The organism is Bacillus sp. FSL M7-1345 (assembly GCF_038006985.1).
Taxonomy (GTDB): Bacteria; Bacillota; Bacilli; order Bacillales; family Bacillaceae_G; genus Bacillus_A; species Bacillus_A cereus_U.
Map to the genome: position 1 here is coordinate 4,654,414 of NZ_JBBOWG010000001.1, position 12,248 is coordinate 4,666,661.

The following is a 12,248-nucleotide window of genomic DNA, read 5'->3' on the forward strand; positions in this document are numbered from 1 at the left end:
ACGATTCCGTAAAAAACAAAACAGTATATTATAATCAAATATTTCCTTTTTATTCATAAAAAGAGAAGAGAAATGTTACATTTTTAACATCAACCTTCTCTAGTAGGCATTTCCTCTTTCGTATAAATAATACGCATCGGATTTCCGCCTACGAAAGCGCCGCCTGGTACATCTTTATGGACAAGTGTGCCTGCAGAAACGATAGCACCATCTCCAATCGTCACACCTGGTAAAACTGTCGTATTCGCTCCGATCATAACTTCATTCCCTATGACGATTTCTCCGAGTCGATACTCACGAATTAAATATTCATGCGCTAAAAGCGTTGTATTATAGCCGATAATTGAATTGTCTCCCACAGTAATCTTTTCTGGAAACATAATATCTGGCATTACCATAAGTGCAAACGACGTTTTCTTTCCTACTTCCATCCGTAAAAACGTGCGATATAACCAATTCTTCACGGATAAAAATGGCGTGTAACGTGCGATTTGGATGATAATAAAGTTTTTCATTACCTTCCAAAAAGAAACTGTTTTATACACATTCCACAATGAATTTTCTCCTGAAACAGGATAGCGCGTTGTCCGTCGCACTGAACTCTCTCCTCTACTTATATAAAGTGACACTTTAACCGGTAGGAACCCTTTTCCCCACTGATTACTAACTCTCATCAATCAAGCATTTACAGGCAGGAATCTTACTACCCATTAATACGGGACAAAATCGGTAGTAAATCACTCATTTTATCTAGCACATAATCTGGTTTATACGCTTCTAAATATGCTCTACCTTTCAATGTCCATGAAACCGCTACTGTTTTCGTACCTGCATTTTGTCCACCGACGATATCATGATGATTATCACCAACCATCAATGTTTCTTCTGGCTTTGCATCTAATAATTTCAATGCTTTTTGAAGTGGTTCTGGATGTGGTTTCACATGTTCCACATCATCAATCGTCACGACAACATCAAAAAACTGATCAAGTTTCGAAAGCTTTAATCCCATTTCAACCGTCTGTCTCGCTTTCGTTGTAACGATGCCGATCTTATAACCTTGCTTCTTCAATTCTTGAACCGTTTCATATACAGTTTCATATTCTTCCACTAATTCATCATGATGCTCATGATTAAATTGACGATAACATGTAATCATCTCTTCAACCTTGCTTGCATCAATCTTACTAAAAGTGTCGTGCAAAGATGGACCGATAAATCCTAATACATCTTCACGCTTATACTGATTAGAATAATAGTGATTTAACGTATGTAAAAAAGAAGAGATAATAAGTTCATTTGTATTAATTAACGTTCCATCTAAATCAAATAACACTGTATTTATTTTCATCGTCCTTAATCCTTTCATTACCTGAATATGAAAGAAGCAGCATCTTATATAAGATGCTACTTTTCTCTAATTTTCTAAATATCTTTTATCAGCTTGCCCCATTTTTCGTCTCACAATAATGAAAATGATAGAAATAACAACAATTCCAATAGACATTACTTGTGCAATACGAAGTGGTCCTAACATTAAACTATCTGTACGCAAACCTTCTACGAAGAAGCGTCCCACTGAATACCAAATTAAATATGTGAAGAATAATTCACCACGGCGTAAATTCACTTTTCGTAACGCGAGTAGTAAAATAACACCTGCAAAATTCCATAATGATTCATATAAAAACGTTGGGTGATAATACACACCATCAATGTACATTTGATTAATAATGAAATCTGGTAAATGAAGACCTTCTAAAAACTGTCTCGTTACTTCATCACCATGCGCCTCTTGGTTCATAAAGTTTCCCCATCGGCCGATTGCTTGTCCTAGTAAAATACTCGGCGCAGCAATATCCGCTAACTTCCAGAATGAAAGCCCGCGTCTTTTCGCAAAAAGGATTCCTGTAATAACAGCCCCGATTAAACCACCATGAATCGCCAAACCACCTTGACGAATATTAATAATTTGACTCGGATTTTGCGAATAATATTCCCATTCAAAAATGACATAATACATTCTCGCAAAAAGAATCGCAATTGGTACTGCAATTAATACAAGATCGATAAATGTATCTTTATGAATACCAAGCCTTTCTCCCTCGCGAGTTGCTAGCCAAAGACCTAATAGCACACCTGTACCGATAATAACCCCATACCAATAAACAGGGAACGGTCCAAGTTGGACTGCTATACGGTCAAGCTGTGGTACAGAACCTAACAGCATATATATGACCTCCCTCTCCAGAGTCTACTCTTGATTTCCTAACTCAATCGCACTCATTAATCGCTCAGAGAACTGCTGTGCCGCATTGACTCCCATACGTTTTAATCTGAAGTTCATCGCTGCTACTTCAATAATAACAGCCAAGTTTCGACCAGGACGAACTGGAAGTGTAATCTTCGTAAGTTCTGTATCAATAATCTTCATCTTCTCTTCATCAAGACCTAAGCGATCATAATTTTTCTTTTGATCCCAAATTTCAAGATTAATAACAAGCGTAATACGTTTATAATTTCTTACTGCCCCTGCACCGAATAACGTCATTACGTTAATGATACCTAGACCACGAATTTCTAATAAATGCTCAATTAAATCTGGTGAGCTTCCTACTAATGTGTCTTCATCTTCTTGACGAATTTCTACGCTATCATCCGCAACAAGGCGGTGACCACGCTTTACAAGTTCAAGCGCTGTCTCACTTTTCCCGACACCACTTTGACCTGTAATTAAAACACCCACGCCATAAATATCTACTAACACACCATGAACAGCTGTTGTTGGCGCTAACTTACCTTCTAAATAGTTTGTTAAACGACTTGATAATCTCGTCGTCGTTTGAGCAGAACGTAATAAAGGCACGCCTGATTCACGTGATGCTTGTAATAACTCATCCGGTACATCTTGATTACGAGTTACAATAATACAAGGCGTCTCTTCAGTACAAAGCGCTTTCATTCTCTCTTGCTTTTGCTCTGTCGTTAACGTATCAAAGAACGTAAGCTCCGTTTTTCCAAGAAGCTGCACACGATCAGCTGGATAATATGTAAAAAATCCTGCCATTTCAATTCCAGGTCGTGATAAATCACTCGTATCAATCGGACGATGAATCCCTTCTTCACCACTTACTAACTCCAATTGAAATTGTTCAATTAAATCTTTTGTCCTTACTTTCGGCATATGTATAAACCTCCACTCCGCTGCGGGTTCAGTCTCATTTGATGTAAAATTCCATTCTATCGGATATTGTACCATTTTTTTCTGGAAACAAGAAACATGGTTTCTAATAAATAGAAAAAAACATTTCATATGAATCATGAAATGTTTTTCTTTTTGTCATTTTCTCTTTTTTTCATGTAATGGTTCAACAATTACTTTTTCAATTATCATATTAAAAATCGAAATACAAATCGCCGCAACAATCGCTACACCAAATCCAGATATATTAAAGGCGTCCCCTAATAATGAATCCGTCATCTTTAACGTAATCGCATTAATGACAATTAAGAAGAAACCGAAAGTTACAAGAGTAATCGGTAGCGTAATTAAAATTAAAAGCGGCTTTACAAATACGTTTAAAATCGCCAATATAATACTCGCAATAATTGCAGTTTGTATATTTGCTATGTAAAATGCGTCTGGTGCAACCCCTTTTAAAAGTCCGGATACAGCGATTAACACAACGCTATTTACAAGAAGTGATACAATCCATCTCATTTCCTTACACATCCTTTTAACATATATATTTAATCATACGCTAATAGATAATAAACGCAAGCAACATGCAAACTCTTATACCAATTTATTCTATTCTTTATACTTGTATACCTACTAACAATCTTACCAGTTTTCCTTAGTGAAATAAAAACCGAGTGTCATTTCCACTCGGTTTTTATTAATAAGCTTATTGTGATAACTCTACTTCTTTTATTTTCTCTTTCATTCTTGCTTTATCACGATCTAAAATCTCTTTTAAATACTTAGCTGTATACGAGCGTTCTTCTTTCACTACTTGTTCTGGCGTTCCAGAAGCAACGATTTGTCCGCCTTTGTCTCCGCCTTCCGGTCCAAGGTCAACGATATAGTCAGCTGTTTTAATAACATCTAAATTATGTTCAATAACAAGAACTGTCTCGCCGCTTTCAACAAGACGCTGCAACACTTCTAGAAGACGTGCAATATCATGTGCATGTAAGCCAGTCGTTGGCTCATCTAAAATGTATAACGTACGCCCTGTAGAACGACGGTGCAATTCAGAAGCTAATTTCACACGTTGCGCTTCACCACCTGATAACGTCGTAGCTGGTTGCCCTAATTTCATATAGCCAAGCCCTACATCTACAAGCGTTTGAAGTTTACGCTTAATTTTCGGGATATTAGCAAAGAACTCTACCCCATCTTCAATTGTCATCCCTAACACTTCAGAAATATTCTTATCTTTATATTTCACTTCTAACGTTTCACGGTTGTAACGTTTACCGTGACAAACTTCACACGGAACATACACGTCTGGTAAGAAATGCATTTCGATTTTAATAATTCCATCACCACGACACGCTTCACAACGGCCACCCTTTACGTTAAAGCTGAAGCGCCCTTTTTGATACCCACGTACTTTCGCTTCATTCGTTTGTGCAAATACATCACGAATATCATCGAATACACCTGTATATGTTGCTGGGTTGGAACGTGGTGTACGCCCGATTGGTGATTGATCAATATCAATAACTTTATCTAACTGCTCAAGACCTTTAATTTCTTTATGAGCCCCTGGCTTCGCTTTCGCCTTATATAACTTTTGAGCTAACGATTTGTATAGCACTTCATTAATCATCGTACTTTTTCCAGAGCCAGATACGCCTGTTACTGCTACAAATGTTCCTAGAGGGAATGACATCTTCGCATTCTTTAAGTTATTTTCTTTCGCACCGATAATCTCCACTTTACGTCCGTCACCTTTACGTCTTTCAAGTGGTACCGGAATAAACTCTTTACCGCTTAAATATTTCCCTGTTAATGAATTCTCGTCTTGCATAACTTCAGCTGGTGTACCTGCTGATACAACTTGACCACCATGAATACCTGCACCAGGTCCGATATCAAGTAAATAATCAGCAGCCATCATCGTATCTTCATCATGCTCAACAACGATTAGCGTATTTCCTAAATCACGCATTTCTTGCAAAGTACGAATAAGACGATCATTATCACGCTGATGCAAACCGATAGAAGGCTCATCGAGAATGTAAAGTACGCCAGTAAGGCGAGAACCAATTTGTGTCGCTAAACGAATACGCTGCGCCTCACCACCTGATAGAGTTCCTGCGGCACGACTTAACGTTAAATAATCTAAACCGACATTCACTAAGAACCCAACGCGCTCCTGAATTTCTCTTAAAATTAAATGAGCAATTTTCTGTTGTTTCTCAGTTAGCTCAACAGTTGAGAAGAATTCCTGTACTTCTTGAACAGAATATTTCGTTACATCGGCAATCGTTTTATCACCAACGAAAACAGCTAAACTCTCAGGCTTTAAACGTCCACCTTTACACTTCGGACAAGCTTGCTCTGCCATATACTTCTCCATTTGCTCACGAACATAATCCGAACTCGTCTCACGATAACGACGCTCGATATTCGGAATAACACCTTCAAATAAAATCTCATTTTCTTTCACTTGACCAAATTCATTCACATAGCGGAAATAAACCTTCTCTTCCCCGCTTCCGTACAACACTTTATCAAATAAATCCTTCGGTATATCTTTCACTGGCATATCCATATCGATGCCGTAATGATTACACACAGATTTTAATAATTGCGGGTAATATTGTGAACTTGTCGGTTCCCAAGGAGCAATCGCATGTTCATTTAATGATACATCCCAGTTCGGAATAACAAGTTCTAAATCTACCTCGAGCTTTGAGCCAAGTCCATCACAAGAAGGACACGCGCCGAACGGACTATTAAACGAGAACATACGCGGCTCTAATTCTCCGATTGAAAAACCACAATGTGGACAAGCATGATGTTCACTAAATAGAAGTTCTTCCTCTCCCATTACATCGATTAAAACTCGGCCCACGCCAAGCTTTAAAGCACTTTCTAGTGAATCTGCAAGTCGGCTTGCAATTCCTTCTTTCACAACAATACGGTCAATAACAACTTCAATTGAATGCTTCTTATTTTTATCTAACGTAATCTCTTCAGATACATCCAGCATCTCTCCATCAACGCGCACACGAACATAACCTTGCTTCTTAATATCTTCTAATACTTTCGCATGCGCACCTTTACGCCCTGACACGATAGGCGCTAGCACTTGCAACTTCGTACGTTCAGGATATTCAAGAACACGGTCTACCATCTGTTCCACTGTTTGTGATGTAATTTCAATTCCATGATTCGGACAAATCGGCGTACCAATTCGTGCGAATAATAAACGTAAATAATCATAAATCTCTGTTACCGTTCCAACTGTTGAACGTGGATTACGACTCGTCGTTTTTTGATCAATTGAAATCGCTGGAGATAAACCTTCAATCGTATCAACATCCGGCTTATCCATTTGTCCTAAAAACTGGCGCGCATACGCGGATAAAGATTCCACGTATCTGCGCTGTCCTTCTGCATAAATCGTATCGAATGCTAACGATGATTTTCCTGAACCAGACAATCCCGTCACAACAACAAGCTGATTTCTCGGAATGGTTACGTCAATATTTTTTAAATTATGCGCTCTAGCACCTTTTACAACAATAAAATCTTTACTCACTCTTTTCACCCTTCCGCTTTTAATTCTAATAGTAAATCTCTTAATTCAGCTGCACGCTCGAAATCTAACGCCTTTGCTGCTTCTTTCATCTCTGCTTCCATCTTCGCAATTGTATTTTCACGTTCTTTTTTCGTCATCTTCTTAGCTGGTGTTACTTCATATGTTTCCGTATCCTCAGCTGCTGTTGTCGCACGAATAACGTCACGTACTCCTTTTTGAATCGTCTTCGGCGTAATACCATGCTCCTTATTGTAAGCTTCTTGTATACTACGACGACGCTGCGTTTCTTCAATCGCAATTCCCATTGATCTCGTTATGCGATCTGCGTACATAATAACGCGGCCGTGTTCATTACGTGCCGCACGACCAATTGTTTGTATTAATGAACGCTCTGAACGTAGGAATCCTTCCTTATCAGCATCTAAAATAGCTACAAGTGATACTTCCGGAATATCTAATCCTTCTCGTAATAAGTTAATACCGACAAGTACATCAAACTTACCAAGGCGAAGGTCACGAATAATTTCAATACGTTCTAACGTTTTAATTTCAGAGTGAAGATAGTTCACTTTAATTCCTACATCTTTTAAGTAATCTGTTAAATCCTCTGACATTTTTTTCGTTAAAGTCGTAATTAATACACGTTCATTTTTCGCAATCTGGTCATGGATTTCTCCTAATAAATCATCTATTTGTCCTTCAATTGGTCGTATATCAATTGGTGGATCTAAAAGCCCTGTTGGACGAATAATTTGTTCTATTGCTTTCGGTGACTGCTCTAACTCGTACGGTCCTGGCGTTGCCGAAACGTAAATAACTTGATTCGTTTTCTCTTCAAACTCATCAAACGTGAGCGGTCTATTATCTAAAGCTGATGGCAGACGGAATCCATGATCAACAAGCACTTGCTTACGTGCTTGGTCCCCGTTATACATCGCTCTTACTTGCGGAACCGACACATGCGACTCATCCATAACAATTAAGAAATCCTCTGGAAAATAATCTAAAAGCGTATACGGTGTTGAACCTGCTGGACGAAGTGTTAAATGACGGGAATAGTTTTCGATTCCTGAACAAAAGCCCATCTCGCGCATCATTTCTAAATCATAACGCGTTCGCTGTTCTATGCGCTGCGCCTCTAACAACTTACCGTTATCATTTAATTCTTTTAAACGCTCTTCTAATTCCTTTTCGATATTTTCAATAGCAACCTTCAGCTTTTCTTCACGTGTAACGAAGTGAGATGCCGGGAAGATTGCCACATGATCACGTTCTGCTAATACTTCACCTGTTAATGCATTTACTTCTCGAATACGATCGATTTCATCACCGAAAAATTCAATTCGAATACAGTGTTCGTCAAGTGATGCCGGAAAGATCTCAACTACATCTCCGCGCACACGGAATGTACCACGCTTGAAATCAATATCATTACGTCCATACTGTACATCAACAAGTTCACGAAGTAATTGATTACGGTCCTTTTCCATACCAACTCGAAGTGAAACAACTAACTCGCGGTATTCTTCCGGAGAACCTAAACCGTATATGCATGACACACTCGCAACGATAATAACATCATCTCGTTCAAATAAGGAAGACGTTGCCGAGTGGCGTAATTTATCAATTTCATCGTTAATTTGCGCATCTTTTTCAATAAACGTATCCGTATGTGGCACGTACGCTTCCGGCTGATAATAATCGTAATAACTAACAAAATACTCAACAGAATTGTTAGGAAAGAAATCTTTCAGCTCACTATATAACTGCCCTGCTAACGTTTTATTATGAGCCATCACAAGTGTTGGCTTCTGCACTTCTTTAATGACATTTGAAATCGTAAATGTCTTACCCGTCCCTGTCGCTCCAAGCAACACTTGCTTTTTCTTTCCACTATTAATTCCCTCTACAAGCTTCTCTATCGCTCCCGGCTGATCACCTTGCGGGGAATATTCTGAGATAATTTCAAATGGATGTTCCAACTAAAAACCGACCTCCTCATAAAAATCTGTATTATTATTTTACCACGAATGCCCATAAAAAACCTAAAAAAACGAACAGATATTCGGTAAAACTTTCGACAAGTTATACATAGAAAAAGGAAGGAGAACACATTTCTTTCCTCATCAAACTTTCTCCAACATTAACGAGCAGTCGACCCCACACTAATTAAAGTTTTACTTCATTTTAAAGAGACATATAAAACTAGCTCTTTTTCCTACTGTCATCCTCTCCTATACAAACTATTGGTATACTAGAAAAAGCTACTTTCCTCTATGAAAGTAGCTTCTTATTTCCTTTCTCCTTCTTCGGAAAAATAACATATGAAAATGAAATCGCAGTATCCGCTAAAAGAATAATAGCCCATACTTGGCTTACACGGCTTGCTGTTTTATTTAAAACGATTCCTGACTCTAACCAATTTCCCCACTGTTCTACTGGAATAAGCCCATACATGAAGAAAAGGAATATATGAACCGCAACAAACAAAATAAGATGTAAAACCCAATTTTTTATTTCCTGCTTCGCATGCGCCATCCCTGTTACTTCAAGTGGTTCTTCGATAATAGGCGCCGGTTCATTCCGCCACTTCGCAACTAATTTTTGTACATATATATCTAATTTCTTCAAATCCTTTTTCCCATAAAAAACTGCATATAATAAAATGATTACCGTAATGATTTGAAAATTAGAGAACTTCCCTGTTTGATAGTAGTCCACTACTCCTAAAGTTAAAATAAACACTTCATTTACGAGTAGCACAATCCCCATAATAAAACTTGCCTTTTTCAAGCGAAATCCATACCTTAGTAAAAAGAATCCGATAGCTGATAACCAAAATACAATCTCTGCCCCAATTAAAAAATACCAACGATATTCTGCGAGTATACTCATTTATCCCTCTCCCTTTCGTCATATATACGAAAAGCCTCATCCATATATAATAGAAGCCCTTCTTCAATTGGATACATACTCATTTTCTGTGAATCTTCTTTTGATTTTCTTACTTCCCACAATTTATCTAAAAATGCTTCATCACCATTAGCCATCTCTAAACACTTCTGCATTAATTTCTTCGTTGCCTCTTGTACTTCATCACACGATGCTTCCTTACCGTCTTTCATAAAATTACGTAATTGCTTTAATAAATCTACCCACTCTAACACATTCGGATCTTCCTCACTCATATTTGGCAAATTATGAAGTAAATCTTGCTCTTCCTTTGAAAACAATTCATTTTGGAATATTTCACGTATACGAGGAGACTGTTTCGAAAGCTGAATGAGTTCAAACATAACTTTCCAATCCAGTTCTCCCTCCACATCTACCGAATACACAACGGCTTGTAAAACACGTTCCATTCGATTGAATTTCTTTTGTTCTTCCTGTACAAATCTAAGTTGTTTTTCAAGCGAACCTTTTAAATTGAGCTCACCTGTTACTAACATATTCGCAACCTCTTTTAATGAAAAACCCATTTCTTTTAAAAATAAAATTTGCTGCAAACGAACAACATCTCTCTCGCTATATAACCGATGTCCCCCATCAGTTTTTCCACTCGGCTTTAATAAATCGATTTGATCATAATAACGTAACGTCCTTACTGTAATTCCTGTTTCCCTCGTTAGTTCTTGAATTGAAATCAACTCCATCACCTCTTCTCCTTCATTATAAAAGGTGACGTAACGTAACTTTCAAGTAGTTTGTAAAAAAAATACAAAAAGCTGTTTATACCTTTTGTATAAACAGCTTTTATGGAAGAAAACCCTTTTGTATAGCGCGTCCACAAGATAAAATAATTGCCCCAACAACAACACTTGTTGCTGTTTTATGATAATGCGCTAAAATTAATAAATAGTATGATAAACCTACAGCACCAATCATAATACATACACTTGGCACTGGATTGCGAGAGAAGTTTTGCATCCCCCACAAAAGTGCAAATATAGCCGTCGCAACACATAATACCGCTAATCCCATCCTGTTTCCCCTTTATATATTTATTTAATTCCCCTTGCTGCTAATACACTCGTCGATGCCATGCTAATTAACAGTCCGAAAATAACTATATATAATAATTCATTCACATCCACGATTTGTCTATCTAAATACTTATTTACAGAAAGCTACGCGATAAAAAACAAAAAGAAACCTACCATACAAGCCGTAAAATATTGCTGCATTTTTTTCATGATTCTCTCATCTAATGCAGGTACACCTTCTTCTTTCCATCGCTTTCGCTCCTTATACTCAGACACAGCGTATAAACTAATAAGGGCTACATTTGAAATCAATATCGCTCCCCATGAAATATTTAAAATGACTAAACTTGTATTTAAAATAAGCCCCGCTAAAGATAAGCTTCCTATAAACCTCATAACTTCTTGCTTATTCATGTATTATCAGCCTCTTTCTTATTTCTAAACTTCCACTTCGGCCAATAATTCACAACGAAATAAACAAACTGCCCTAGTACAAATAAAACGAATGGCATACCAGCATTTCCATAAACAATTAAATTGTACAAACTCCATATTGCTAAACTTATCACGAAAAATAACCCTAAATATTTAAACGCTTTATCCGATTGAAATCTCTCAAACTCATCTTGCATTTTCATTCCTCCTATCGCTATGCTCGTTTTCCCGCCATAACTCCTACGATGAGACTACCAGCAAATAAGAAACTACATACAATGAATATTTCTGGCGTAGGTATGGCATCTCTACCTATGATTTTGCTAGCGCCAATGTAAACAATGAGAAGGACAAATGCGAATATAAGGGAGACATTTACATGCCTTTTTATATTTTCATTTACTCGCTCATCTATATCTGGAAATCCCTCTTTTTTGTACTTACGTTTTTTATAATACGTATACACTGTTAAAAATAGAATTGCTAAAATGTTACTAACTATTAGCGATAACATCGGTATGGATGGATCCATAATACGAACTAAAACGTCCCCTCCACATAATCCTAAGACAGTAGCGATATACAACTTTTTAGTATCGTTCATTTTCTCTCCCCTTACTCCAGCGTAAATATTTCCTCTACCTTCATTCCAAAATATTTGGCGATTTTTAGGGATAACTCTAGACTCGGGTTATAGTGGTAGTTCTCAATCGCCACGATTGTCTGCCGCGTCACTTGCATCGCCTTTGCCATTTCAATTTGCGTTATGTGATTTTGCTTTCGTAATTCTTTAATTTTATTTTTCACACCCATAGGCTCCACCTTCGAAAGTAAAGATATCTTTACTTTAATTATAAATATTTTCCAATTCTAAGTGAAGATATCTTTACAAATTTTAGAAAAACATTTCACTGAACATCTTCTCTAACACAGTAAGACAGGAATTAAATTTATATCAGCGATTTTTTAAATATATCAGCGCAACTTAAATTATATCGGCGATTTTCCAAATATATCAGCGCAACTCCATTTATATCGGCGATTTTTTAAA

At 37.3% G+C, this 12,248-nt stretch carries 13 protein-coding genes and 1 pseudogene; all 14 read right to left on the reverse strand.

Annotation, left to right across the window (positions count from 1 at the left end; all coding sequences use genetic code 11):
- Positions 1–89: 89 nt before the first annotated feature.
- Positions 90–596: an acyltransferase gene (locus tag MHB76_RS24475; RefSeq protein ID WP_002159900.1), complete on the reverse strand. Its 507-nt coding sequence runs from the start codon at positions 594–596 to the stop codon at positions 90–92.
- A gap of 107 nt (positions 597–703) precedes the next feature.
- Positions 704–1,351, reverse strand: a complete 648-nt coding sequence (gene ppaX, locus MHB76_RS24480; protein ID WP_016106605.1) for a pyrophosphatase PpaX — start codon at positions 1,349–1,351, stop codon at positions 704–706.
- A 66-nt stretch (positions 1,352–1,417) separates the two neighbouring features.
- Positions 1,418–2,230, reverse strand: coding sequence for a prolipoprotein diacylglyceryl transferase (gene lgt, locus MHB76_RS24485; protein WP_002034719.1), 813 nt, complete (start codon positions 2,228–2,230; stop codon positions 1,418–1,420).
- 24 nt (positions 2,231–2,254) lie between these two features.
- Positions 2,255–3,184 (reverse strand): HPr(Ser) kinase/phosphatase, encoded by a 930-nt coding sequence (hprK, locus tag MHB76_RS24490; protein ID WP_002016091.1) that lies wholly within the window; start codon positions 3,182–3,184, stop codon positions 2,255–2,257.
- Between the two features lie 156 nt (positions 3,185–3,340).
- The gene (locus MHB76_RS24495) at positions 3,341–3,721 is read right to left on the reverse strand and encodes a phage holin family protein (RefSeq protein ID WP_002089574.1); all 381 of its coding nucleotides are present in this window, start codon (positions 3,719–3,721) and stop codon (positions 3,341–3,343) included.
- A gap of 187 nt (positions 3,722–3,908) precedes the next feature.
- A complete protein-coding gene (gene uvrA / locus MHB76_RS24500) occupies positions 3,909–6,779 on the reverse strand; it encodes an excinuclease ABC subunit UvrA (protein WP_078173396.1) in 2,871 nt (956 codons plus the stop codon).
- Between the two features lie 5 nt (positions 6,780–6,784).
- Complete coding sequence (uvrB, locus tag MHB76_RS24505) at positions 6,785–8,761, reverse strand: excinuclease ABC subunit B (RefSeq protein WP_078173395.1); 1,977 nt, start codon at positions 8,759–8,761, stop codon at positions 6,785–6,787.
- A 292-nt stretch (positions 8,762–9,053) separates the two neighbouring features.
- Positions 9,054–9,674: a hypothetical protein gene (locus tag MHB76_RS24510; RefSeq protein WP_078173394.1), complete on the reverse strand. Its 621-nt coding sequence runs from the start codon at positions 9,672–9,674 to the stop codon at positions 9,054–9,056.
- Entirely contained in the window at positions 9,671–10,432 is a 762-nt protein-coding gene (locus MHB76_RS24515; protein WP_078173393.1) for a MerR family transcriptional regulator, read from the reverse strand. The genes MHB76_RS24510 and MHB76_RS24515 overlap by 4 nt, the downstream gene beginning before the upstream one ends.
- A 100-nt stretch (positions 10,433–10,532) precedes the next feature.
- Positions 10,533–10,760, reverse strand: a complete 228-nt coding sequence (locus tag MHB76_RS24520) for a hypothetical protein (RefSeq protein WP_002159893.1) — start codon at positions 10,758–10,760, stop codon at positions 10,533–10,535.
- Positions 10,761–10,780: 20 nt separating this feature from the next.
- Positions 10,781–11,176, reverse strand: a pseudogene (locus tag MHB76_RS24525) (ATPase).
- Entirely contained in the window at positions 11,173–11,394 is a 222-nt protein-coding gene (locus tag MHB76_RS24530) for a hypothetical protein (protein WP_002159891.1), read from the reverse strand. Before MHB76_RS24530 ends, MHB76_RS24525 begins: the two are co-directional and overlap by 4 nt.
- 17 nt (positions 11,395–11,411) lie before the next feature.
- Entirely contained in the window at positions 11,412–11,801 is a 390-nt protein-coding gene (locus MHB76_RS24535) for a hypothetical protein (RefSeq protein ID WP_016106612.1), read from the reverse strand.
- 11 nt (positions 11,802–11,812) lie between these two features.
- Positions 11,813–12,010, reverse strand: a complete 198-nt coding sequence (locus MHB76_RS24540; protein WP_016106613.1) for a helix-turn-helix transcriptional regulator — start codon at positions 12,008–12,010, stop codon at positions 11,813–11,815.
- Positions 12,011–12,248: the final 238 nt, after the last annotated feature.

Excerpts from the sequence above, each read along its gene's own strand:
- ppaX (WP_016106605.1), bottom strand. The coding sequence starts at position 1,351 with ATGAAAATAAATACAGTGTTATTTGATTTAGATGGAACGTTAATTAAT.
- lgt (WP_002034719.1), bottom strand. The coding sequence starts at position 2,230 with ATGCTGTTAGGTTCTGTACCACAGCTTGACCGTATAGCAGTCCAACTT.
- hprK (WP_002016091.1), bottom strand. The coding sequence starts at position 3,184 with ATGCCGAAAGTAAGGACAAAAGATTTAATTGAACAATTTCAATTGGAG.
- MHB76_RS24495 (WP_002089574.1), bottom strand. The coding sequence starts at position 3,721 with ATGAGATGGATTGTATCACTTCTTGTAAATAGCGTTGTGTTAATCGCT.
- MHB76_RS24510 (WP_078173394.1), bottom strand. The coding sequence starts at position 9,674 with ATGAGTATACTCGCAGAATATCGTTGGTATTTTTTAATTGGGGCAGAG.
- MHB76_RS24515 (WP_078173393.1), bottom strand. The coding sequence starts at position 10,432 with ATGGAGTTGATTTCAATTCAAGAACTAACGAGGGAAACAGGAATTACA.
- MHB76_RS24520 (WP_002159893.1), bottom strand. The coding sequence starts at position 10,760 with ATGGGATTAGCGGTATTATGTGTTGCGACGGCTATATTTGCACTTTTG.
- MHB76_RS24530 (WP_002159891.1), bottom strand. The coding sequence starts at position 11,394 with ATGCAAGATGAGTTTGAGAGATTTCAATCGGATAAAGCGTTTAAATAT.
- MHB76_RS24535 (WP_016106612.1), bottom strand. The coding sequence starts at position 11,801 with ATGAACGATACTAAAAAGTTGTATATCGCTACTGTCTTAGGATTATGT.
- MHB76_RS24540 (WP_016106613.1), bottom strand. The coding sequence starts at position 12,010 with ATGGGTGTGAAAAATAAAATTAAAGAATTACGAAAGCAAAATCACATA.